26 protein-coding genes are annotated in these 24,798 nt (G+C 34.2%); 9 read left to right on the forward strand and 17 right to left on the reverse strand.

The features are described from left to right. Positions 1–55: 55 nt before the first annotated feature. Positions 56–352 (reverse strand): putative quinol monooxygenase, encoded by a 297-nt coding sequence (locus G508_RS0111700; protein WP_026705496.1) that lies wholly within the window; start codon positions 350–352, stop codon positions 56–58. 14 nt (positions 353–366) lie between these two features. Next, positions 367–1,215: an SAM hydrolase/SAM-dependent halogenase family protein gene (locus G508_RS0111705; protein WP_026705497.1), complete on the reverse strand. Its 849-nt coding sequence runs from the start codon at positions 1,213–1,215 to the stop codon at positions 367–369. A 151-nt stretch (positions 1,216–1,366) separates the two neighbouring features. Between G508_RS0111705 and G508_RS0111710 the strand changes: the two genes are divergently transcribed. The 4 genes from G508_RS0111710 (at position 1,367) to G508_RS0111730 (ending at position 4,725) form a co-directional block, all read left to right on the forward strand. Then, positions 1,367–2,317 (forward strand): PhoH family protein, encoded by a 951-nt coding sequence (locus G508_RS0111710; protein ID WP_026705498.1) that lies wholly within the window; start codon positions 1,367–1,369, stop codon positions 2,315–2,317. 462 nt (positions 2,318–2,779) lie between these two features. Next, positions 2,780–3,748: a phosphoribosylaminoimidazolesuccinocarboxamide synthase gene (locus G508_RS0111720; protein WP_026705500.1), complete on the forward strand. Its 969-nt coding sequence runs from the start codon at positions 2,780–2,782 to the stop codon at positions 3,746–3,748. A gap of 194 nt (positions 3,749–3,942) precedes the next feature. Beyond that, positions 3,943–4,308, forward strand: coding sequence for a hypothetical protein (locus G508_RS0111725; RefSeq protein WP_026705501.1), 366 nt, complete (start codon positions 3,943–3,945; stop codon positions 4,306–4,308). A gap of 57 nt (positions 4,309–4,365) precedes the next feature. Next, positions 4,366–4,725 carry an ankyrin repeat domain-containing protein gene (locus tag G508_RS0111730; RefSeq protein ID WP_026705502.1) on the forward strand — a complete coding sequence of 120 codons (360 nt, stop codon included), beginning with the start codon at positions 4,366–4,368 and terminating at the stop codon, positions 4,723–4,725. A gap of 48 nt (positions 4,726–4,773) precedes the next feature. Here G508_RS0111730 and G508_RS0111735 read toward each other — a convergent pair whose 3' ends face one another. The 8 genes from G508_RS0111735 to G508_RS0111770 all read right to left on the reverse strand — a co-directional run bounded on the left by G508_RS0111735 (position 4,774) and on the right by G508_RS0111770 (position 14,090). Beyond that, a complete protein-coding gene (locus G508_RS0111735) occupies positions 4,774–6,123 on the reverse strand; it encodes a DEAD/DEAH box helicase (RefSeq protein ID WP_026705503.1) in 1,350 nt (449 codons plus the stop codon). An 86-nt stretch (positions 6,124–6,209) separates the two neighbouring features. Next, positions 6,210–6,578, reverse strand: coding sequence for a response regulator transcription factor (locus G508_RS0111740; protein ID WP_026705504.1), 369 nt, complete (start codon positions 6,576–6,578; stop codon positions 6,210–6,212). 13 nt (positions 6,579–6,591) lie between these two features. Continuing rightward, positions 6,592–8,790, reverse strand: a complete 2,199-nt coding sequence (locus tag G508_RS0111745; protein WP_035694626.1) for a DUF4838 domain-containing protein — start codon at positions 8,788–8,790, stop codon at positions 6,592–6,594. Positions 8,791–8,793: 3 nt separating this feature from the next. After that, complete coding sequence (locus G508_RS0111750) at positions 8,794–10,053, reverse strand: YaiO family outer membrane beta-barrel protein (protein ID WP_026705506.1); 1,260 nt, start codon at positions 10,051–10,053, stop codon at positions 8,794–8,796. Positions 10,054–10,055: 2 nt separating this feature from the next. Continuing rightward, on the reverse strand, positions 10,056–11,483 hold the full coding sequence (locus tag G508_RS0111755; RefSeq protein WP_026705507.1) for a glycosyltransferase family 2 protein: 1,428 nt from the start codon (positions 11,481–11,483) through the stop codon (positions 10,056–10,058). Continuing rightward, positions 11,480–12,475, reverse strand: a complete 996-nt coding sequence (locus G508_RS0111760; protein WP_157486000.1) for a HEAT repeat domain-containing protein — start codon at positions 12,473–12,475, stop codon at positions 11,480–11,482. Before G508_RS0111760 ends, G508_RS0111755 begins: the two co-directional genes overlap by 4 nt. 188 nt (positions 12,476–12,663) lie before the next feature. Further along, the gene (locus G508_RS0111765) at positions 12,664–13,428 is read right to left on the reverse strand and encodes a TIGR02757 family protein (RefSeq protein WP_026705509.1); all 765 of its coding nucleotides are present in this window, start codon (positions 13,426–13,428) and stop codon (positions 12,664–12,666) included. Next, complete coding sequence (locus G508_RS0111770) at positions 13,425–14,090, reverse strand: ABC transporter ATP-binding protein (protein WP_026705510.1); 666 nt, start codon at positions 14,088–14,090, stop codon at positions 13,425–13,427. Before G508_RS0111770 ends, G508_RS0111765 begins: the two co-directional genes overlap by 4 nt. 145 nt (positions 14,091–14,235) lie before the next feature. Between G508_RS0111770 and msrA the strand changes: the two genes are divergently transcribed. Together msrA and G508_RS0111780 are read left to right on the forward strand one after the other, a co-directional pair. After that, positions 14,236–14,880, forward strand: a complete 645-nt coding sequence (msrA, locus tag G508_RS0111775; protein ID WP_026705511.1) for a peptide-methionine (S)-S-oxide reductase MsrA — start codon at positions 14,236–14,238, stop codon at positions 14,878–14,880. A 48-nt stretch (positions 14,881–14,928) separates the two neighbouring features. Continuing rightward, positions 14,929–15,225 (forward strand): hypothetical protein, encoded by a 297-nt coding sequence (locus tag G508_RS0111780; protein WP_026705512.1) that lies wholly within the window; start codon positions 14,929–14,931, stop codon positions 15,223–15,225. Between the two features lie 63 nt (positions 15,226–15,288). On the opposite strand, the gene G508_RS0111785 is transcribed toward G508_RS0111780, so the two are convergent. The 6 genes from G508_RS0111785 to G508_RS0111815 form a co-directional block, all read right to left on the reverse strand. Continuing rightward, entirely contained in the window at positions 15,289–15,612 is a 324-nt protein-coding gene (locus G508_RS0111785; protein ID WP_026705513.1) for a DUF6787 family protein, read from the reverse strand. A gap of 29 nt (positions 15,613–15,641) precedes the next feature. After that, positions 15,642–16,070: a DUF6146 family protein gene (locus G508_RS0111790; RefSeq protein WP_026705514.1), complete on the reverse strand. Its 429-nt coding sequence runs from the start codon at positions 16,068–16,070 to the stop codon at positions 15,642–15,644. A 119-nt stretch (positions 16,071–16,189) separates the two neighbouring features. Then, positions 16,190–17,152, reverse strand: coding sequence for a D-2-hydroxyacid dehydrogenase (locus G508_RS0111795; RefSeq protein WP_026705515.1), 963 nt, complete (start codon positions 17,150–17,152; stop codon positions 16,190–16,192). 287 nt (positions 17,153–17,439) lie between these two features. Then, on the reverse strand, positions 17,440–18,510 hold the full coding sequence (serC, locus tag G508_RS0111805; RefSeq protein WP_026705516.1) for a 3-phosphoserine/phosphohydroxythreonine transaminase: 1,071 nt from the start codon (positions 18,508–18,510) through the stop codon (positions 17,440–17,442). Between the two features lie 126 nt (positions 18,511–18,636). Further along, positions 18,637–20,055 carry a T9SS type A sorting domain-containing protein gene (locus tag G508_RS0111810; RefSeq protein WP_026705517.1) on the reverse strand — a complete coding sequence of 473 codons (1,419 nt, stop codon included), beginning with the start codon at positions 20,053–20,055 and terminating at the stop codon, positions 18,637–18,639. 33 nt (positions 20,056–20,088) lie between these two features. Then, positions 20,089–21,147 carry an acyl-CoA reductase gene (locus G508_RS0111815; protein ID WP_026705518.1) on the reverse strand — a complete coding sequence of 353 codons (1,059 nt, stop codon included), beginning with the start codon at positions 21,145–21,147 and terminating at the stop codon, positions 20,089–20,091. Between the two features lie 118 nt (positions 21,148–21,265). On the opposite strand from G508_RS0111815, the gene G508_RS0111820 reads away from it, so the two are divergent. Then, a complete protein-coding gene (locus G508_RS0111820; protein ID WP_026705519.1) occupies positions 21,266–21,616 on the forward strand; it encodes a 4Fe-4S dicluster domain-containing protein in 351 nt (116 codons plus the stop codon). 51 nt (positions 21,617–21,667) lie between these two features. On the opposite strand, the gene G508_RS0111825 is transcribed toward G508_RS0111820, so the two are convergent. Beyond that, the gene (locus G508_RS0111825) at positions 21,668–22,207 is read right to left on the reverse strand and encodes a hypothetical protein (protein ID WP_026705520.1); all 540 of its coding nucleotides are present in this window, start codon (positions 22,205–22,207) and stop codon (positions 21,668–21,670) included. A gap of 226 nt (positions 22,208–22,433) precedes the next feature. On the opposite strand from G508_RS0111825, the gene G508_RS0111830 reads away from it, so the two are divergent. Beyond that, positions 22,434–23,594 (forward strand): hypothetical protein, encoded by a 1,161-nt coding sequence (locus G508_RS0111830; protein ID WP_026705521.1) that lies wholly within the window; start codon positions 22,434–22,436, stop codon positions 23,592–23,594. Positions 23,595–23,677: 83 nt separating this feature from the next. Next, positions 23,678–24,772, forward strand: coding sequence for a redox-regulated ATPase YchF (gene ychF, locus G508_RS0111835; RefSeq protein ID WP_026705522.1), 1,095 nt, complete (start codon positions 23,678–23,680; stop codon positions 24,770–24,772). Positions 24,773–24,798: the final 26 nt, after the last annotated feature.

Consider the following 24,798-nt stretch of genomic DNA (forward strand, 5'->3'; position numbering starts at 1 on the left):
TGTTTAAAAATTTAAGGTTTAAAGTTTAAGGTTGTTCAACTAGGAACTTTGAACCTCAAACTAAAGTAACTAATTTATCGACACTCCAAGCCTCTGGTTTGTCGTTGAAAAATTGCTTTGTATAGGTCCAAACATCATAAAAAAGTTCAGAGTTCCTATAATTTTCTAAGTCTTCTTCGGTTTCCCAATAGCTGTAAGTAAAAAAGATACACTTGTTGTTCTTGTCCTGATACAATTCTAAGAAACGGTTTCCTGGAGCATTTCGTATTTTCTCTTTCATCAATTCGAAATTTTCCAGAAACAACGGAATCTTTTCTTCGTGAAAACTCAATTTTACTATTCGTACAAACATATTTAAACTATAAATTATTTTCCAAAAACAACGGTAATACCATCCCTATAATTCAAGCCTAAAAGACTCGAAGCACTTCCAACAGTATTGGGATTACTCCTAAAAATGGCAATTTCTAAATAACCAGCTTCATTAAAAATCGCCAATTTTTGTCCTTCAAAATACTTTACCGGATATTTATCTGAAATGGCAATATCCGAATATTTGGGCCAGATGTTTTTAATATTTGCCTTGTCTTGTCGCAACCCTTTGTTCATCTCGATTTCATAAGGACGACCTTTGGCCGTTTCCATAAAAAGCTTCTTAGAAATATTGGTAACAACGTTTCCAAAATGATCAATATAAATCACATATCCTTTGATGGAATTTCCATCGGTTGCAACCACAGGCTGTAATTCGGTAATTTCTTTTATGGTTTTTATTTCTTTCCCAATAACATTCAATAAACCGCCTTTTGACAAATGACAAGCTACTTTCACAAACACATCAAGGTCAGTTGCATCAGTTGGAAAACGATCGTGAATATTGATTGTTACCATCTTTTGAGGCAGGATTTTTTGTGTCAGCATGCTTAGAATTCCGTTATCGGCACAAATAAAAAAATGATCGTTCCATTCAATCGCTATATGTTGGTTCTCTTTATTTCGTTCCAAATCAACACCAATTATATGTACGGTTCCTTTGGGAAAACTGGCATATCCGGCTCCAATAACATAACTGGCTTCGGCTGTATTAAATGGATCAATGTTATGCGAAATGTCAATAATCTTAGCCTCAGCAAATTCCGATAGAATTTTACCCTTCAAAGCACCAACAAAGTGGTCTTTTAATCCATAATCGGTAGTAAGGGTAATTATTGACATCATTTTGTTTATAACTATTGGCAGAACCTTAGCCTATTTTTTATTAAATTTGAGAAACGCAAAGCTAAAGCATTTTCGGCTTTAATTAAATAGAATTTTTTATTTGTAGTTTCGGAATACCATAAAAATACTAATCCTAATAAATCTGCTTTTGAACGAAAGAACCATCGAGCTCATAGACATCGCCCCGAAAGATTTTTGGGGTGCTCAAGACACTCATCTTGAAACCATTAAAAAATATTATCCAAAATTGAAAATCGTTGCCAGAGGGACAACAATCAAGGCATTTGGAGAAAAAGAAGTGCTGGACGAGTTTGAAAACCGCTTCCAACGATTGATGCTTCACTTTACACGTTACAATAATATCGACGATAATGTCATCGAAAGAGTCATAGAAGGAGGAAGCCAACAAGTAGAACGAATGGGCGATCACGACAAGATTCTTGTTCACGGCGTTGGGGGAAAAATCATCAAGGCGATGACTCCAAACCAGCAATTGCTTGTCGATACGGTAAACAAGAACGACATGGTTTTTGCAGTAGGTCCAGCCGGAACAGGAAAAACCTATACAGGTGTCGCCATGGCCGTGAAAGCCTTGAAAGAAAAGCAAGTCAAGCGAATTATCCTGACACGTCCTGCGGTTGAAGCTGGTGAAAACCTCGGATTCCTTCCTGGAGACATGAAGGAAAAGCTAGATCCTTATATGCAACCGCTTTACGATGCTTTACGCGACATGCTTCCGAATGAAAAACTCGAAGATTATATCCTAAAAGGAATCATCCAAATTGCACCATTGGCGTTTATGAGAGGAAGAACCCTCGATAATGCCTTTGTGATTCTTGATGAAGCCCAAAATACGACCCATTCTCAAATGAAAATGTTCCTGACCCGTATGGGAAAAAATGCCAAGTTCATGATAACGGGCGATCCAGGACAAGTCGATTTGCCTCGAAGAACCATTTCAGGACTCAAGGAAGCGATTTTGGTTTTGAAAGATGTAGAAGGCATTGGAATTATTTATCTGGATGACAAGGATATTGTCCGTCATCGATTAGTGAAAAAGGTAATTGATGCTTACAAGCAGATTGAAAATCACGATTAATTTTTTTAGAAACGAATCGCTCGGGCAGAGAATAATCCATGTTCCCGCTTTCCGTTACAATAAAATTCCCCCAAACCCTGGGGGAATTTTATTTCCACTTCAATCGGGGTTAGTTGGTAAATGTAATTTATGAAAAAACTAGTCGTAATTCTTTTTATTGTGGGTATAGTGCTTCTAGCATTTCTTAGCAATTTTGATTTTTTTACATCCATCGTTCCAAGTTGGCACACCACCATTTATCCACTTTGGGCAATCGGTTTAGCAATTCTATTAGCTTTGATTTTTATACTAATAGCAATTAAAATTCTAAAATTATTTTTTAATAAAAAGTAAAAAGCCTTTAAAAAATCTGTGAATCAGTGGCAAAAACACACACACAATAATCTTTAAAACAAACTTTGCAAAACTCTCTGAAATAGTTTTAAATTTGTACTTCAAAATAACAACACAACAACCCACTAAATGAGCAATACAATAACTACAACCGACTTCAATTTTCCCAACCAAAAATCAGTTTACAGAGGAAAAGTGCGTGAAGTTTATAACATCAATGATGAGCTTCTTGTAATGGTAGCTACCGATAGGCTTTCGGCATTTGACGTCGTGATGCCAAAAGGAATTCCCTACAAAGGTCAAATCCTGAACCAAATTGCCACTCGTTTCATGCAAATGACCGAACATTTGGTACCAAATTGGTTGATTGCCACTCCTGATCCAAACGTAGCTGTTGGTCATTTGTGTGAACCTTTCAAAGTAGAAATGGTCATCAGAGGCTATCTTTCGGGTCATGCCGCAAGAGAATACAATGCAGGAAAAAGAACGATTTGTGGTGTTACAATGCCAGAAGGTTTAAAAGAAAACGATAAATTTCCAGAACCCATCATTACTCCAACAACAAAGGCAGACAATGGCGAACACGACGAAGATATTTCCCGCGAGGATATTTTGGCAAAAGGAATCGTTTCTGAAGAAGATTACCTAGTTCTTGAAAATTATACCCATGTTTTATACAACAAAGGAACCGAAATTGCTGCCGATAGAGGTTTGATTTTAGTGGATACAAAATATGAATTCGGAAAAACAAAAGACGGCAAAATTGTCCTGATTGATGAAATCCACACACCAGATTCTTCTCGTTATTTCTACAAAGAAGGTTATCAGGAGCGTCAGGATAGAGGAGAGGAACAAAAGCAACTTTCAAAGGAATTTGTGCGTCAATGGTTGATTGCAAATGGTTTTCAAGGAAAAGACGGTCAGCAAATTCCAGACATGAATGAGGAATATATCGCTTCGGTTTCTGAACGTTATATCGAATTATTTGAAAATATCTTAGGAGAAAAATTCAACAAAGCCGATATTTCAAATATAAATGATAGAATAGAAAGCAATGTAAATCAGTTTTTGGAAGAATATAAAAACACTCAATCTTAATTTTTTTTGTTAAAATTAAAAAATTTTTTTGAACGAAAATACGCTCGAAACCGCCGTCAAATGGCGGTTTTTTGTTTTCATAAGATTTTGATAAATGTTAAAATTTATTTTTTAATAAACTGATGCTGTAACAAATATAAAAGCTTGGCGTCTACTTTTATATAATCATCAATCAATCATTTAAATCAATTATCATGAAATCAATCACAACATTAGTACTGGCGTTAGTCGCTTTTTCTAACGTAACATTAGCTTCAACTTCTGAATCAAAAGCTAATCATTATTTAACTACAACTTTCAACATCGAAAACAATTCTGAAGTAATTTTATCAAAATTTAAAAAGGTAAAAGCAGAAGAAGCAGGTCAGTTGAGCGAAGATGTAGAAAAATTAAAACATCAAAAAACTATCGACGAAGTTATTGCAGAGAATTTAAAAGTTATCGAAAGTAATCCATTCGAAACTGAATTTTCAGCAATTGAAAATCTAAAACGTCAAAAGACAGTTGAAGAAACCATTACAGAAGACCTAAAAATAATCGAAGAAATGGACTCACTGTAATTAAATCAAAATTAAAATCAAATAATCAATACTCATTAATCATTAAAATCAATCATCATGAAAAAATCAATCGTTTATTTAAGTTTGGCACTTGCCCTTTCTGTTAATGCATTTGCATCAGATTACAGTTCAACACCATTTTATGCTACAAATCCACTTGGTGTAGCCATCAGTAAAGGAGATTCTGAAACTGCTAAAAAAATCATTGAATACGGTGGAGATGTAAATCAAACCTATAACGGAATGACGCCGTTAATGATCGCTTCTCGTTACAACAATGTAGAAATGATCAAGCTTTTGCTTTCAAAAGGAGCCCGAATCGATACAAAAGATGAAAAAGGAAATACCGCTTTGAAACACGCGGAATTATCAAGTGCAAATGATGCAGTTGAGTTCTTGAAATCTTACAAGAAATAAGAAAATTTAATTGAGTTAGTTAGTTGAAGATAAAAGGTAAACGAAAGTTTACTTTTTATCTTTTCTTTTTTTATCCCTAGTCTTCAGCATGTTTCGATTTACAGAACCTGAAGTTTTCTTTTTGGTTTTTGATGGACCACCAAGATTGACCTTTTTATTCTTTTTTGCCTTTTCATGAAAAGCACCATCGCCATCAAGTTTCACTTTTTTCATTAAAAACTTGATAGGTTGCTTGTCTTTTTCAGGACCAATCAATTGAGTGGAAATTTCAACTTCTTCGGGGAAAGTTTCGATACCAAGTTCAGTATTCATCAACAATTCTACCTCAATTTTAAATTCCTCTTCTCTCGGAGTAAAGAAACTAATGGCAGTTCCAGTAGCATCAGCACGACCGGTTCTACCAATTCTATGCATATATAATTCTGGAAGTTCCGGCATTTCAAAGTTGATAACATGTGAGATATTCGAAATGTCCAAACCTCTAGCCATAATATCCGTAGTAATGATTCCGCGGAGGTTTCCTTCTTGAAATGATGCCATCGTACTCAAACGGTAATTCTGAGATTTATTGGAGTGGATTACACCAAATTCTCCTTCAAAATCAGCTTCAATTCGTTCATGAAGCATGTCGGAAATCTTTTTATTGTTGACGAAAACCAAAATACGATCCATTGTTTCATCTGTTTTCAAGAGATATTTCAACAGGTTAATTTTTGTGTTGAAATTAGGAACGTTATAAGTAATTTGAGTAATGTTCTCTAGTGGAGTTCCAGATTCGGCAAGTGTTACTTCTTCCGGGAAATCAAAATAATCATTCAAAACAGCATCCACTTCATCCGTCATGGTGGCCGAAAATAGTATGTTTTGACGCTTTCCTTTCATCATCGCCAAGATGGCTGTCAACTGTGTTCTGAAACCAAGATTTAACATCTCATCAAATTCATCGATGACTAATTTTTGAGTTTCGTCAAAGCGAATAACGGCATCCAAAGCCAAATCCATTACACGTCCTGGAGTTCCTACCAAGATATCAATTCCTTCGTAAACGGCTTTCTTTTGTGTGTTGATGTTGACACCACCATAAATTCCAAGACTTTTAACCGACATATATTTGGTCAGTTTTTCAACTTCTTCCACAACCTGAACCACAAGTTCACGTGTTGGAACCAGAATCACAATTTTTGGAGTATTGGTTGGTGTAAATTTGTATAATTTCAGCAATGGCAACAAATAGGCAAAGGTTTTACCCGTTCCTGTTTGGGCAATACCCATCATATCCCTTCCGGACATGATTACCGAAAAAGATTTTTCCTGAATTGGAGTAGGAGTAGTGAACCCTAATTCGTCAATTGCTTTTTGTACGGATTTTGGAAGATTGAATTGCTCAAAAGTAGTCATTTGCCTTAATTTTCTGCAAATATACGTTTTTTGAAAGGAACCTAAGAATTAAGTACTCCGAATGGACATTTTAGAAAAATGACTTGTCAATTAAACAATCGTTTGACTCTCAATATCAATTCGTTAGGGTTAAAAGGTTTTGCAACAAAATCATCAGCTCCAAGCTTAAACGCTTCAACAACAGTTCGTTCCTCTTCTCCCAAAGCCGAAAGTACAATTACTGGCATATTGGGGAAATTTTCCTTGATGTAGTTCACCACTTCCAGACCTGATTTGTAGGGTAGCATCACATCCGTTAAAACCATATCGGGTTCGATTATCGGAATTCGTTCTATAGCATTTAGTCCGTCTTTGGCTATAGTAAGTTGGTAGCCTTCTTTTTTGAGGACGAACTGGAGTATCTTGATCATCAGTTCATCGTCTTCTACGATTAATATTTTCTTAGGATTGCTCATTTGGGGTTTGCAATTATTTTTTTAATAATTCAATTTCGTCTAGCATTACCATTGGTTTTTTATTTTTTCGCTTTCGCCAAAATGGTAAGTCTTCCTGATTTTGAATCAAAATTCTAATTGTAGTAAACATACTAAAACTTTCACTATAAAACCCTAATTGTTTGCTATTGTTGGTATAATTTTCTGTTAAATCATTGATTTCACGTTTTTCAATTTCTTTCCATTTACCTTTATATAAACCTAACAGTGTGACTTTTTTTGGAATAAAAACCCAATGCCGTTGATCTTCTAGAAAATTAATATTCAGGTGATTAAAGTCTAAATTGTTTGTTTTTATTTCAATCTCGGGATCGGTTCCATACCATCCAATCCAGTTGATATTGAAATCTTTATACCCTCGGTTTCCATCCACTAGTCCATCACTTCCCTTTCCTTTAAACTCTTCAGCAGGTTCAGTTAAAAAAATCACTTCGAGGTTTTCACCCAAATGAGAGGTTGTGTTTTTAATGATTTCTAACCAATCTTTCAAATATTGATCTGGAGAAACCCCTTCTTCACCTAATTCATAAATTCCCAATTGATTGCATTGGGTTACAAAATCTTGAACTCTGTCGGTAAGACCATTTCGCACTTTTTTTTGTCCATTTTCATCCGTAACAAACATTCCGTGTGGATCTTTTCCATAAAATTTTGATTGTTCAAAATAAACATATTCAAGAGCCAAACGTAGCTTTGAAACTCGTTTTCTCAGTTCAACATCATCGTTAACCGCCTTTTCCGCTTCTTCAATCAATTGATCATATTGATCCATGGCTTCGGGAGTTAGGAACGTATTTCGGCTTTGAACAGGACCCGAATAAATGTCCAAGTATCTATTGGCTTTCATCTGATTTTTGGTCAAAAGAGCTAAATAGTTCCGAATCGAAGGAGCGGCTTTTCCATAAAAACCTCTTAAAAAGTCATTAGTAACTTCATCAACGTCAATGTTGACATTCCATAAAAGTTTCGCTAAAATATACTGCCTCAATTCTGAAAAATCCCCTTGAACATCGGCATAACCTTGAACGAAAAGTCCTTTTACCTCATTTTTTTTTAGGAACTTATAATTTTCAGAGAAAGTATGAAGGTTAGGGAAAGGTGATAAATAATTCGAAAATTGAACGGTATAATCCCAAAAATACAAATGAGAAGTGGTTGATTTCCAATTTTTTATTATTTTTTTGAAAGACGAATTATCGTTAAACAATTTCCCGCGATCCAATTCAATTGGGGAAAAAAGCGTGTAGATATTGGGTTCAATCTTCAGATGAATTGGAGGATTATAAGTGTGAAGATAAGCCAAAGTCGTAAATTTCGTATCAGGAAAACGGGCTGCAATCCGGTTCAAAAAATGATACAATCCCCCTTGTGGACCACCAAATTCAGCATTTATTTTTTTGCATTCTTCACATTCACAATAAATTACATCATCATTTTGACTGATGGAATAAAATTGAGCATCAGGACGTTGGGATATAATTTTAGCTATTTTTTCGACAACCAAATTAACAACGGTGTCATTGGTCATACACAATGATTCGGGTCTTCTTTTTTCTTCGTATAATGCAAAGAAGTTTGGATTTTTTTCGAAATTTTCCTTCGATGGCAAAAGGATGTCGAATGAATGTCCCCAAATCCCAAAATCATCAGGATGCCAATCTAGTTTGTGCCATTCACGAAAGCTTTCGTCAAATGCATCTGGATAGAAAAGGGCTCGGTATTCAAATGAAGGCTCATGAATTTGCCTTGTGTTTTTTGGAAAATAAAAAATAGTTTTCTCAGGTACATATTCAACCGAAGCGGTAAACTTTCGGAATCCCCATTTTTCGAGCAAAGTATAAACCCCATAACGAAGCAATTTTTCATTTTGACCATTGATGTAGAGGCTTTTCTCGTCACTTTCGAGGCTAAATGTATTTTTTTTTAAGTTTCCGTCAACTTTCAAATAGATGGCAACATTGCTGCTTTCGCCTTTCGGCAAAATAGAGATTGGGACTTTAAAAACTTTGTCCAAATAGTTTTTTAAAATCAAACCAGCATTTTCTGAATTTTCAGATGAAAGAATGATCCTGTATGCGGTATCATTGTTAGTTTCAATACTAATTTCGGATTGTGCCATCGTCTTGAAGCTTAGAAATATCAGAAAAATATATTGAAAAATTTTTTGAGGCATTTTTTAGAATTTATATTGAAACATCAAAGACAGTTCCAATTCATTCTGTTTGAGGCCTGGAGTATATTCCTGATTATTAAAAGTTGCCTGAATTCCAGTTACATAGTGATTGTTGAAAATCCTGTAATAGCCACCACCCATTCGGTAGGAATCAAGAGCTACCCTTTGATCAAATTGCCCTAGAGTTGTTCGTTCATCAGGTGAAGTTCCATAACCGGCAATCACGGTTAGATAATCAAATCGTGTGTCAAAATAGTACCGCGTCGTGAGGGTAAAAGCGGGATAGAAATCGCTTTTTTCGTTTTGAATAAAGGTTCTGAAATTAATCCAATAGGCACCTAAATATTTACCAATCCCGATAACTCCGGTCTTGAATTCCCGATTATCAGCTTTTGTAAATCGGAAACCTAAATCGGCTTCCCAACCTTTTTTGAAATTCTGAAAATAGGAATATCCTAATCTCAATTTGGGGAAAACTAGATCATCACTATAAGCTGCACCAATATAAGAATAGCTCATTTTTCCAGTAAAAATATAAGATTCTGCTTCATATTGTAGTCCGTTTGCAATACTTTCGTCAAAAGCAAAACGGTCTGCATAGTTGATTCTTCCAATCAAAGAACCCCAACTTCTTTCACGGATGTATTGGACACTTCCTAGATGCCATGGTCCATAATTGTCCCTATCAAAAGTTGTATAACTATAGTTTACACCAATTCGATCGGAGTTAATTTTAGAATCCAAAAAGAAAATGCGTTGTTTTATTTCTTCATCATTTGGAAATTCTGGTTCGATAGTTTTTAGGTAAAGTAATTCCGCTTTTTCATCATTTTTCAACTGCAAGACATTCCATTTTTTCAATTTAAAATACTTTTTTTGTGGATGGATTGCAATGGCTTTGTCTACTAAAAATTCAGCTTCGGAGTAATTTTTTTCTTCTAAATGTAGGTTAATCAGATACAAGAAGGCATCTTCATAGACTGGATTTTTGGCAATCACATGATTATAATAATATTTAGCACTGTCATTTTGCTTGTTCAATTGGTGGATTCTTCCTGCCAGAAGGTGAAAATCCAAATAATCAGGAGTCAGCTTGATGCCAAGCTGTGATTTTTTTAGTCCAGATTCAAGTTTGTTTTCTCGAACATCTTTCAAGGCTTCTACCAAAAGGCTGTCGACATCTATATTTTGGCTTAAAGCCGAAAAATTAAAGGCTAAAATAAAAAGAGTTGCAAGAGCAAAATTATAATGTTTCAGTTTCATATTTATTTTATTTTTTTGATCGTATTAAATCCTTGGCGTTGCATGTTTCCCCAAGATTGTTCTTTTTGTCTAAAGAAATGCCAGTATCCTTTTAATGAAGCATAAACATTGACAGGATGATAAACAAACGGTTCGATAATGGCCATAAAAATAAGGATTAAAAGCTCTTTTAGGTTTGCATAATTTTTATATAAAAGCTCATCCAAAAATATAGAAATTATGGTTATCGTGAGGTAAAAAAGATAAACAAGTAACGTTAGATATAAAAAAAACTCATAATTGAAATCCAAAAAGAAAAAACATGCGATAATAACGATGACGCCAATCAATTCTAATATCGGAACCATAAATTCGAAAGCAAAAAAATAAGGCAGGATTAAAAATGCTGTTTTGCCATATTTTTTTTTGAAAAACATGTTTTTATGAAGATAAAGAGTTTGAATTAATCCTCTTGCCCATCGAACGCGTTGTCTAATCAAGACTTCTTTAGTAGCTGGAACTTCGGTCCAGCATAATGATTCGGGAATGTATTTTATGGCAAATTCTAATTGGTTTTCATGCATGTGTTTTCGCATTCGCGTAATTAGTTCCATGTCTTCGCCTAAAGATTTGTGCCAATATCCACCTGCTGCAATGGCAATTTCTTTATCGAACATACCCAAACCACCCGAAACTAAAAGCAATCCGTTGATTTGACTCCAAGCCATTCTACCAAAAAGGAAAGCCCTAACATATTCCAGTTCTTGAAATCGTGGATACCAGCCACGAGGAAAATGAACTTTGACAAGAAAACCATCCTTTACTTCGCAGGAATTAGAAATCCTGATTCCGGCACCTGTTGCAATGACCCTTTTTTTATTTTCCATAAAAGGTTTTGCTAATTTGATGATCGTGTCGTTTTTCAAGATACAATCAACATCAGTACAGAGAAATAATGGATATTTCGTTGAATTTATTCCTGCATTTGAAGCATCGGCTTTGCTTTTTCCATTTTCCTTATCGACTACCAACAGCTTCGAATAAACTGGATTCGTAGATTTATAGTGTCCTCTAACGGGCTGGGTGATGATTTTTTCCTGATAAAAGAAATCAACTTTTACCATTTCAAATTCCTTAATCAGTTTTTCCAAAGTATCATCTGTACTTCCATCGTTTACAATAACAACTTCAAACTTTGGATAGGTTAGCGAAAGCAATGATTTTACATTAAAAACTACGTTTTGACCCTCATTGTAAGCTGGAGCAACAACAGAAACACCTACTACATGGTTGGATTTAACAAGGATATCGTCATGTGTGAAGTATTTTGCATTAATATGTTTTTTTATGGCAAAATAGGACAAGAACGCCAATATCATATAGAAAAAGATATATGATATGGAAAAAAAAGCAATAAAAACCTCATAATAATGCAGTACTTCTCTCATCATAAATAAGGATCTTTTACATGTCTTGTCATCTTCATGATTTCTTCATTGGTTGTAAACGAATTGTCAAAAAAAGTGCCATCAATGGCGTTGATACTGTAAACAGTAGCCAATTTAACATCCGTATCAATTGTTTCCATTATTAATTTTGAAAGAAATTTAAGGGAAATCTCACTTCCAATTTCTCCAAGTGTGGTTAATATTTCGATTCTATTATCTTTTTGTTCTTTTCCGAATTGTTGAATCAGGATACTTTCGGCATCTTCAATATACAGATTCCGTATTGCTAAGATAACTTCTTTTCGAATTGCTTTTGTGCCTGTTTCAAAGAGCTTTAGCACATCTTCTTTAGAGATTGTAAAATTATAATAAGCCATGAATTTCACACCTAGTTTCACGATAGATGGGTTTGGAGAATGAATCCACTCTGCTAAATTTGTAGGCATTGGAGGTTTTCGAGAGTGCAAAATATCCATAATTTTAATCTCGCTTGTAAGTGAAATGCTATCTGGATAATCGATCAAAAAATCTAATTTATCTGATGTCAAAGCGATTAATGCTATGTAAGCATTGGTTGATAAGGTTTTATTCTTATCGTTCAGATAGGGAATTACATATTCTTCAGCTTTAATATATCCTAAAGCCTGAAAGTGAAAAAGACCAATACTTTTAATATACCATTGCTTATTTTTAACCAAGCTAATACTGTAATTAAACAGGTCAAATCGCTCATAAATAAAATGCAAATTGTTTGAGGTTTCGCCTTTAAGATTTTGCTTTAGATTAATAATTTCGTTTAGGATGATTTCTTTGCACCATGTTTTATGGAACGGAATTCGTTTTTTAAAACGTTCAATCTCGACAGCAAAATCTTCTTCATCAAACGGACAAAAAATTAGTGATGTAAGAAAAACATCAATTTTAGATTTAGCTAATTTGATCCGAAATTTAAATGCCTCATAAATGATCCTGTTGGTAATAAGAATTATCACCATAGTAAGAAAAGTTAGGACCATAAGCGGCACCAATATATGGATAACGACATCTAGAAAAACTTCCATTTGGGGCAAAATGAATAACGATCAACAAATCTTTAGAGATTTTTTCGATCGCATTGTTGTTACAAGATACGATGTATAAGACTTAAATGTTTATTTTTTGGGTTTAATTTATGACAAAACAATTAAAAATTTTCAAAAACTCCTAGTCCAAATAATGCAAAATCATATTTAACAGGGTCATTAGCATCCAATTCACGAAGTTTTATATCTAATTCAGATAAAGCTTTACCGTCATTTTGCTTTCGCGTAAGCAATCCTAATTTTCGGGCTACATTTCCAGAATGTACGTCAAGCGGACAAGAAAGTAGTCCAGGTGAAATGTTTTTCCATATTCCCAAGTCCACACCTTTGTTGTCTTGGCGAACCATCCATCGGAGGAACATGTTGATGCGTTTTGCTGCCGAATTATTCAGTGGATCTGAAATGTGTTTTTGGGTTCTGTATTGGTGATCGATTTCAAAAAAAATCTTCTTGAATTCATGAATGCTTTTTTGCATCGAATTTTGTTCCTGATGCTTTTGGAAAACATTTTCTAAGCCATCATGATTTTTATAAATGTGCTGTAAACCTTTTATAAAACTGATAAAATCTTGTCCGTTAAATGTCCTGTGTACAAAATTTTGCAATTCTTCAAGTTGATGGTCCTGATGCGACATTACAAAATCATAAGGTGAATTTCCCATTAGTTGAATCATCCTGTGTGAATTCTTGATGATCATCTTTCTATTTCCCCAAGCGATTGTGGCACTCAGAAATCCCGCAATTTCAATATCTTGCTTTAAAGAAAAAAGATGCGGAATTTGTATCGGGTCACTTTCGATAAAATTTGGATTATTGTATAAATCTACTTTTTCGTCAAGAAATGATTTTAATTCTTCAGGATTCATAAACCACTTATCAATCCATCTACCATTACTAATTTTCTATCGGCCATATTGGCAAATTCCTCGTTATGGGTTACAATCACGAAAGTTTGGCCGAATTCTTCCCTAAGCTTAAAAAACAATTGATGTAAATTTTCTGCCGAAACCGTATCGAGATTTCCCGAAGGTTCATCTGCAAAAATAATAGCAGGTTTGTTAATTAACGACCTTGCAACGGCAACTCTTTGTTGTTCGCCACCCGAAAGTTCGCCAGGTTTGTGATTGATTCTGTGCGATAAACCTAAATATTCCAGCAATCTTTTGGCTTCTGTTTCGGTTTCTGCTTTTGCTTTTCCAGCTATAAAAGCAGGAATACAAACATTTTCTAAAGCGGTAAATTCAGGTAAAAGTTGATGAAACTGAAAGATAAAACCAAGATTGGTATTCCTGAATTTTGATAATGCTTTATCGTTCATCTTCAAGATATCCTGGCCATTAATAATCAATTGGGTTTCTTTTTGAGTGGCGGGGTGATCGAGTGTTCCAAGAATTTGAAGCATGGTTGTTTTTCCGGCTCCCGAAGCTCCAACGATGGAAACGATTTCGCCTTTTTTGATGTGTAAATCAACACCTTTTAGCACGTGAAGCTTGTCGTAGAATTTATGTATGTTTTTTGCCTGAATCATTTGCCTTCAATTTTAGCAAAGTAACAAAGATTTTAAGTATTATAAAATCTTTGAAATGTAAACTTTCGTACATCCTGTTATAAAGTTTGGTTAAAACCGAATTGAACTGATTTAATACTGCCTAAATTTGTTAAATAAAAAAAATATGAATAAAATAATTGGGATGGGATTGATTTTGATAAGTATTTCATGTCAATCGAAAGAAAAAAGAAGAATTCAGCCCGTTAAAGAACCCGTAAAAATGGAAGTAGAAAAAGAGTTTGAAGTTGCCACTTTTGCAGGTGGATGTTTTTGGTGTACAGAAGCCATTTTCTTGGAACTGGATGGTGTGAAAAGCGTAGTTTCAGGTTATATTGGAGGTTCGATTGCAAATCCAACTTATGAAGAAGTTTCGCGTGGTGATACCGGTCATGCCGAAGCCACACAAATTACTTTCGACCCAAAAAAGATTTCCTATGGAGAGTTATTAGAGATCTTTTTCGCCACACACGACCCTACAACTTTGAACCGTCAAGGTGCTGATGTTGGAACACAATATCGAAGTGAAGTTTTTTATCATAACAACGAACAAAAGAAAATCACTGAAGATTATATTGCCTTGATGACTGCTGAACGGACGTTTGGAAATCCAATTGTCACCAAGGTTTCGCCAGCACCACAATTTTATGCAGCCGAGGATTACCATCAAAATTATTATAGCCGAAATCAGAGTCAATCATATTGCAGTTATGTAATTACGCCAAAAGTAAAAAAGGTAAAAGAGCAATTCAAGGACAAGCTTAAAAAGTAAATATTTATTGGCATCAGATTTGTATAGGTATTTGAAAATTATACAATTATGAACAATCAAGCACATATAAAAACGTTAGACGATAATAAATCAAGGGATTTGATTCTTGGTTTGCTTTTCGACGCTATAGGGATGATGTCGTTTACGGTTCCGTTTATTGGCGAATTTTCAGATGTAATTTGGGCTCCAGTTTCAGGACTTTTAATGGCTTGGATGTATAAAGGAAGAGCGGGAAAAATAGGAGGGATGTTTTCCTTCTTGGAAGAGCTCATTCCGTTTACCGATATTATCCCGTCGTTTACTCTGATGTGGATTTACAAATACATTTTAAAAGCAAAAGATTAATAAAAAAGATTAATAAAAACGAAAAACCCAAAAGCAATTCACTTTTGGGTTTTCTATTTTAAGTTATTTTCCTTCAGGTTTATCTTTTGGTAAAAGAAACCCCAATCGCATACTTCGTATCATTCTTTTGCCAAAAGGAAAGAAAAATTTTGATTGCCCAAAAAGATATCCAAAACCCATCAGCATAAACGGATATAAAGGCAAAACCAAAACAAATAGGATAAAATAGTAAATAAACCAATGCGTGTTTTCATAGGTAATGCCAATCAATCCCATCAAAAACGAAGAGATTTTTGCCGAAAGCGAACCATTTATTGCAAAGACAATAAAGATGACGATAATTTGGAAATTGGAAGTAATACCCCAACGTTCTTTCAGTTTATTCATGCTAAATAAATATCTACAAAATTACGGTATTATATTCTAGCAGGGAAACCTCCAAGCGAAATATTGTTTGTTAATTGAAAATAAGTAAGATAATTATAAAGCAAATAATTTACCTCATATCCATAGTCAATATTATTTTGATAGTTGATCGACATCTCGAATAATTGAGGATTTCGACCTGCAATTACATTTTGGTTCCAGCCCGTTACCCAAGCTCTATTTCTGTTTTCCATATAGCTTTGAGAATGATAATTTCGTGGATGAGCTCTAGATAGCAACCAGCCACTAAATCCAGGATCTATGATAATGACTTCATATTGCAATTCATCATTTGCAATTCTAACAGTATCATTTTGTACAGCAGTAGTATTTTTTTCTTCTGTAAAGGTTTTATTTTTAGTACTGGAACAGCTTATGATGATTAATGCAATGATAAGGAAAGTAAAACTATTTTTCATGACTTTGGATTTTCATTAAAGTTACAAAAATATTATTGGACAATCTTTTTGATTATCATTGATTTAACAAAAAAAGCCGAACGTGATGTCCGGCTTCTAAATGTATTTTACTTCAAAAATTAAATTTCTACTTTCAACAAGCTTATAATTTGATCCGCTAATTCCGTTCCAATTCGATCTTGAGCTTCCAAAGTTGCAGCACCAATATGTGGCGTCAAGGAAATTTTTGGATGCATCAAAACCTGAACAGCCGGAGTTGGCTCTTCTTCAAAAACATCCAAACCAGCAAAAAGGACTTTCCCACTATCCAAAGCCTCAATTAAGGCAACTTCATTGATGATTCCACCACGAGAAGCATTAATAATTCCAACGTTATCTTTCATAGCATTCAACTCTGCAGTATCAATCACATAACCATTTTCTTGAGCAGGAACGTGAAGCGTGATAAAATCCGAATGTCTGAATAAATCCTCCATTGGTTCGGTAATAATTTCCACATTTATAAACTGACCGTTATAAAAATCAACTTTGATTTCGGCTTTGCCCAAAAATTTATCGGCTGCAATCACTCGCATTCCAAGACCCAAAGCGATTTTGGCGACAGCCTGACCAATTCGTCCAAAACCAATGATTCCAAGTGTTTTTCCTCTTAATTCGATTCCGTTTGCATAGGCTTTTTTCAAACCTTCAAAATTAGAATCGCCTTCCAAAGGCATATTTCTATTGGAATCATGCAAAAATCGGACACCGTTGAAAAGATGTGCAAAAACCAATTCAGCCACTGATTCTGATGAAGAAGCAGGAGTGTTGATCACGTGTTTCCCATTGGCTCTGGCATAATCCACATCAATATTGTCCATCCCGACACCACCACGACCGATGATTTTCAAGCCTGGACAATTGTCAATAATATCCTGACGTACTTTTGTTGCACTTCTCACTAAAAGTACCGAAACATCATTAGCATTGATATAATTTGCAACTTGTTCTTGTGCTACTTTTGTAGTAATCACTTCAAATCCGCCTTTCTCTAAAGCTTTGATTCCACTTTTAGAAATCCCGTCATTGGCTAATACTTTCATATCTTATAATTTAAAAAATTTAATGATTGAAACATTTAAAAATTCAACCCCTATTTAATTTTGATTTTTTTTTTAACTGAAAACTGACTGAACACTGTCTATTTTTTAGGAGCTATTCCCGCTTTCCGTTTCAAGCTCTTGTCAAAAACCTTTTTTTCTACGTCAAAAAAGATCCCGAAGCTTCGGGACCGCTGGTCGCTCTTTTTTGCCAAGAAAAAATAGGTTTTTTGCCTTCGAGGCTTTCCACTACAATCAGGGCTATTTATTATGATTGTCTTAAAAAAAACTTAAATCGATTTTTCCAATTTTTGCATCACATCCACAAGAACCTCAACACTTTCTAACGGCAAAGCATTATACATCGAAGCTCTATAACCCCCGACCGAACGGTGTCCTGGTAAACCAGAAATTCCAGCTTCTTTCCACATCTTATCGAAAACTTCAGCATGAGCCTCATCATTCAACAAGAACGTTGCATTCATATTCGAACGATCTTCTGCAACAGCAGTTCCTCTAAACAAAGGATTTCTGTCGATTTCAGCATATAATAATTTGGCTTTAGCTTCATTGATTTTTTCAATTGCAGGAATTCCGCCAAGGTTTTTCAACCATTGCATTGTTAAAAGCGAAGTATAAACCGCAAAAACAGCTGGCGTGTTATACATACTTTCAGCCTTGATATGTTTTTCATAATCTAGAATGCTTGGAATATTTCTCCCTGTTTTTCCAAGAAGTGCTTCTTTTACAACCACCAAAGTCACTCCAGCAGGACCCATATTTTTCTGTGCTCCAGCATAAATCAAATCAAATTTAGAAAAATCCAATTGACGTGAAAAAATATCCGAACTCATATCGCAAACCACAGGAACATTCGTGTTTGGAAATGATTTCATTTGTGTTCCAAAAATAGTATTGTTTGAAGTGCAGTGAAAATAATTTGCATCAGCAGGAATTTGGAAATCCTTAGGAATATGATTGTAATTTTCCTCTTTTGAGGATGCTGCAACTAGGGTTTCTCCAAACGCTTTCGCTTCTTTGATGGCTCCAGCAGCCCAAGTTCCGGTATCTAAGTAGGATGCTTTTCCATTTTCTTTTAACAAGTTATAGGGTACTCTCAAAAATTCCATACTGGCTCCACCTTGCAAAAACAAAGCCTGATAACCTTTTCCATCAAGACCTAAAAGTTCCAAAGCTAAGGCTCTCGCTTCGTCCATAACCGCTACAAAGTCTTTACTTCTATGCGAAATCTCCAAAATCGACAAACCTGAATTATTGAAATTTAAAACCGCTTGAGCTGATTTTTCGAAGACTTCCTGTGGCAAAATGCAAGGACCTGCACTGTAATTATGTTTTTTCATCCTATTTTATGGTGTAAATTTTCAAGAGCAAATTTCAGAAAATAGGAGCGAAAATTAATTTACAGTTTGATAATAATTTCATAAGGTTATTAACAAAAACGTTGTAGTTGTTCTTTGTACTGTGATTTAATTTTTGATAACCTTGTAAATTTGTGTTATTTTATCATCGATAGTAAGTTTTACAAAATAAATTCCCGGTGGAAAATTCCCTAAAGAAATTTGTCCTAAATTAGTGTTTTGCTGCAGAAGTAAACTTCCTGTAATGGAGTAGATTTGGGCATTTGTAATAGAATTATCAGGGTTACTTTTTATAAAAAATAGATTTGAAGTAGGATTTGGATAGATGTTTATACTTTCACGATCAAATTCGTTTACATCTAAAGTAACATCAAAATAATAAGCTTTACCCATACCAAGAAATCCTTCTTCGGGAGCACCAACAACAGCAAAATTTCCATCTAAAGCAATTGATGCACCAAACTTATCATCCTGAGCATTTGGACCCAAACCCAAAATGGAGTTTTGAAAAGCCCATATACCATTGATTTTTTTGTATTTTAAGACTGGAAATTTACGTTCCAATTGTAAGGTATATTCGGTACTGCCAAGAAGCATATTATCGCCAAAAACTTCAATTTTAGTATACAACTGATCTGTCTGTAGCAAGTTTTGTGAAATTGAAGAACTCCACGAATTGTCTATGTCGTCCAAAATATAGATTTTACTAACATCATCTAATTGAGATGAGACTAAGAACAATTGATTGTTAGAAAGACTAAAATCACGAAAAACTTCCTCTAAGTCCCCGAATATCTCCGAGGTATTTAGAAAAGACCAGTTACTATCATTAAATGAATAGGTTGTAAAAAAGATTCCATTTGTAGCGTTATCATTACTCAAAATAACCATTTTGTCATTTTCGGTTTCAATTTTAGCACCAAAGTTTAAGCTATTTTCGGTTGTGACTTTTTGAGAAAATACCCAAACGTTTTCTATTAATGAATATATATAAACCGAACCATTATTGGTATCTTGATTGTCAACCGTATCATCATTTTTTGCTGAAATAAACAGTTGATTGTTGTGAATTTTTACAAAACTCCCAAAATTATCGTTTGCTTGACCATCAGGTGTTGTAATTTTTGAAAGCAATTCCCAAACACCATTTGTTTTGATATAGGTATATACAGCACCAGCATTTTCAAAACCAGCATCATGATTTGGAGCTCCAATTGCAATTAGATTATCTTTTAAAGTTATTGAAGAACCAAATTGATCGGAAGTCGTTACATCGTCAGGAAAAAAAACGTCAGTTTGCTGAAATGTATTTTCAGTGATGGTAAAAAGATATGCTTTACCTGATTGAGCTCCACCTGGTAAAAAAGGGAAATCGGAACTGGATACTAGAATATTTCCATTGTCAGTTTCAACACAAGTTCCAAAATGAAGTCCACTAAAATCACTCTCTGGAAAAAAAGCTACAGGAGTTTGTGACCATAGGAAACTAGATGTAAAAGCTAAAGTTAGAAGAGTAATTTTTTTCATATTTGTTTTGTTTCATACAAATATAGATAAAAATTATATTGATTGTAAGAATTTTATTGTATCTATATTGTCTGCATAATCCCAAAGTTCAGGCTTTTGCGTTTTTCCGAAAGGAATACTATTTTCAATAATTCCTTTTGAAACAATACACTGAATTTGTTCATTATCAGCTTCTAAACGCTTTTTCAAATCTTCTAAATTTTCATAAAACTCATAGAAAACACTCGAAATAGGAGAGGCATAGCTCGTGTCTTCCTTGATCGTCAAGAATTCATTATCCAATAACTTGAAATTACTCATCAAGAAAACAGCTTTATTATAATCGTAATTATTGGCATATCGCTCATATTTAATGATATCCTGATAGGGAAAAACACCACCAAAAAAAGCATCAAAATTATAATCCTTTGGTACAAAAAGCTTCGAAACATTTCTACATCCCAAACCAAAATAGCGGAAAATATCTTCTCCAAGGGCTACTAATTCTTCCTCGCTTTCAGTTCCATTCAAAACGGCTACTGAGTTCCTGCTTTTGCGAATTATCGAAGGCTTTTCTTTGAAATAATATTCGAAATATCGTGCAGTATTGTTACTTCCCGTTGCAATAACAGCATCAAAATGTTCCAGTTTGCCTTCTACGAAATTGATTTTGGATTCCAACTTCGGCTCGACCGAAATTAAATATTTTGCCAAGAAAGGCAGTAAATGTTGGTCGTTTGAAGATGTTTTTACCAAGACGTTATGACCTGAAATCAACACTGATAAAAAATCATGAAACCCAACAAGCGGAATATTTCCAGCCAAAATTAAACCTACCGTTTTAGGTTCGATATCAGATAAATCATAGGAGGAAAGCCATTGATCCAGATTTTCTTTTGTCAAGGCTTCTGCCCATGAATTTACGGCAAAAAACACTTGTTCTGGTGTGTACCAGCCATTATGGGATTGGGAAATATGAATCAAATCTAGAAACTCATTGAAAAACAAATCGTTATGTAAAACTTTTTCATTTCTAATACTTTCATCTTCAGAAAATTGACTTAGAAATTTTCCTAGCTCTACGAAAATATTTTTTTTATGTTCTAAAGTCATATTGATTTGCTTTTGAATTGTTTTGGATGTAATTTTGCACAAAAATAAACCTTTTCTAGGCAGTAGGCAATAGGCAATGAGCTTATAGCCTAATGCATAAAGCTAAAAGCTAAAAAAAATGGCAATCATAATAACAGACGAATGCATCAACTGTGGTGCTTGCGAACCGGAATGTCCTAACACTGCGATTTACGAAGGTGCTGACGATTGGAGATATAAAGATGGAACGAAGTTGAGGGGAAAAATTATTCTTCCTGATGGAACTGAAGTGGATTCTGATGAAGCTCAAACACCTATTTCGGATGATATTTATTATATCGTTCCAAGTAAATGTACAGAATGTAAAGGTTTTCATGATGAACCACAATGTGCCGCGGTTTGTCCAGTAGATTGTTGTGTTCCAGATGATAACCATGTAGAAAGTGATGAAACGCTTTTAAACAGGCAAGCATTTTTGCACAATGAATAAAAAAAAATCCTGAAGCAATTCAGGATTTTTTTTGGGTAGTATAATCGGTTTTTATTGAGCCGATTTGGTATAAGTTTGAACCGTCACTTTATCTGATTTATCATCGTAAGTTTCTACTACTAGGTTGCCATTCGTATCAAAATACCCAATTGAAGTTGAGTTTTTACCTCTGTAAATAAAACTATTTGTAGAAGTGGATCTCAAAATTCCAATCTTTTTTTCATCCGGACCTGTGATTACATAACCTGAAGGGTCAAGAGCCAATTTATAGGTTTTTCCGTCAGCTGTATAATAAGACGATCGGTCTATATCGACTGTTCTTGTGGTTCCATCGGGATTGGTTACAGTAGTTTTTGAAGTAACTTCAACCGGAGTTTGTTTCATATCCTTGTTTAATGCTTTTGAATCTGCATTTTGAAGCTCAATATTTTGAACTTCTTGTACTTCCTGTTGCTTTACAATTTGTTTTTCGCCATCAGAATCCTTTACGGTTGTTACGGTTGTTTTGGTAACATCAGTTACATTCTTGTTTTGAGCTTGACTGTTTAGTGCAAACATAAAAAGTGCTGCTGATAAAAATATTGTTTTCATAATTTTTGTTTTTTAGTATTATAATTACAAATTTAGAGCTATATCATTGAAAATTAGTTATTCTATTATAAAGAAAGATTATAACTTATACATCTGATGTAAATCCAATTATTTTAAACTCTTATTGAATTTAAAACAATTTAATAACCAATTAATAATGATATTTGTTTTAAGTAAATTCAATATCATAGATTTAATTTGTTAATTTTGTTAAAAAAATAAAGAAGTGAAAAATAAAATTACGCTATTTTTTTTGTTTATCTTTTATACGGTTTGGTCACAAAATATCGAGAAATCTATTATTTTGAAGGATTCAGATACTAATCTTGCAATTCAAGATGCAACAGTTTATCTTTTTAAAAACAAGCAATCCTTACTGAGTAATTCACAGGGAATTGTTAGTTTTCAGTTAGTTGGAAATACAAATATCAAAATCACACATACCGCTTACAATGAAATTACCATAAAATCGGCAACACTCAAAGAGGCTGAAAATGTTATTTATTTGAAAAGTAATCTGAATGATTTGGATGAAATCGTGGTTACCCGAAAGCATCCTCAAAAAATCTTGAAAGCCTTGATTAAAAATTCGACAGATAAACTTACTGCACCTTCACGATTGAAAGTCTATTCACGGGAGTTTTTCAAGCTCAATGGAAATTATTCCTATTATACAGATGGCTTGATGAATTTTCAAATTTCGAGTGGATCAAAAGATTTCAAGTCCAATATTTTGGTTGAACAAAATCGATCGTATGGATTGGTGGAGCAGGAAATAACCGAAAATCTTCTGGGTTACAATTTCAATAATATAATGGAAAACTATTATAATTTCAAATATTTGGAACCTCTCTTGCAACCCAAGGCTTTGAAGGATTATGATTTTTCCATCAAAATTTACTCTTCTAATAAAAATTATTTTTTGATGTCGGCCACACCTTTAGAAACGTCTAAAGGTTTGCTTGATGATTTTACTATCATTTATGATCCAGAAAAGAAGATGATAGTAGAAGTTAGTTCTGTTGTTTCGCCTTCAACATTGGCTAAAATAAAAGAAAAAAATAGCAAAGGATCGAAAAATATTTACAAGTCTATTTTTAAAACGATCTACAGGATTGATGGTTCTTATTATTATTTGTTAACCTCAAAAGAGGAAATCGGTTTTGAACGCATTGACAAAAACAAAACAACCGATATTGAAGTTCGTAATTATTTTGTTACCACAAATTTTAGCACCCAAAATTTCAGTTTTACTGAAAGTGAAGTTTTTAAGGATAAGAATCTTTTCAATAGAAAAAACACCATTTTCACGGAATATTGGAATGATTCAGGACTTGTTCCAACGGATGAAGAACAGAATATAATTGAAGCAATTGGTAAATTATGATGCTAAACGATTGACATTGCTATATGCTTTTGTAACTTGGTTTTAATACGTTATATTTGCACACTTTTAAAATAAAAAACCAAATGAAAGCAGGAATTGTAGGATTGCCAAATGTAGGAAAATCAACATTATTCAATTGTTTGTCTAATGCAAAAGCACAAAGTGCGAATTTTCCTTTTTGTACAATTGAACCTAATATCGGAGTGGTGAACGTTCCGGATTCACGAATCAATAAATTGGAAGAATTAGTAAAGCCAGAACGCGTTCAGATGGCAACTGTTGATATTGTTGATATTGCAGGATTGGTAAAAGGAGCCAGTAAAGGTGAAGGTTTGGGAAATCAATTCCTTGGAAATATCAGAGAGTGTAACGCAATTATTCACGTTTTGCGTTGTTTTGATAATGACAATATCGTTCACGTGGATGGAAACGTAAACCCAATTCGTGACAAGGAAACAATTGACATCGAACTGCAATTGAAAGACCTTGAAACAGTTGACAAACGTCTTGAAAAAGTGAACCGTGCTGCAAAAACGGGAAATAAAGAAGCACAAGTTGAGCAAGGATTATTGAACAGAATCCGTGAAGCTTTGTTGCAAGCGAAATCTGCAAGAACCATCACTCCAAACAATAACGACGAAGAAGTTTTGATGGAATCGTTCCAATTGATTACGGCAAAACCAGTTTTATATGTTTGTAATGTAGATGAAAATTCAGCGGTAAACGGAAATGCCTATGTAGATCAAGTTCGTGAATTGGTAAAAGATGAAGATGCGGAAGTAATTATACTTTCGGTTGGAGCTGAAGCAGATATTACAGAATTAGAAAGCTACGAAGAACGTCAAGTTTTCCTTGAAGATATGGGATTGACTGAGCCAGGAGCTTCGGTTTTAATTCGTGCAGCTTATAAATTATTGAAACAACAAACGTATTTTACGGCTGGAGTTAAGGAAGTTAGAGCTTGGACGATCAATATTGGTGCAACTGCTCCACAAGCTGCAGGAGTGATCCACACTGATTTTGAAAAAGGATTTATCCGTGCAGAGGTAATTTCTTATGATGATTATGTGCAATATGGTTCAGAGGCTAAAGCCAAAGAAGCAGGAAAATTCAAAGTTGAAGGAAAAGAATATATAGTTAAGGATGGTGATGTGATGCATTTTAGATTTAATGTGTAATCCTTGAATCATTATAAATATAAAAG

Source organism: Flavobacterium soli DSM 19725, assembly GCF_000422705.1.
GTDB classification, from domain to species: Bacteria; Bacteroidota; Bacteroidia; order Flavobacteriales; family Flavobacteriaceae; genus Flavobacterium; species Flavobacterium soli.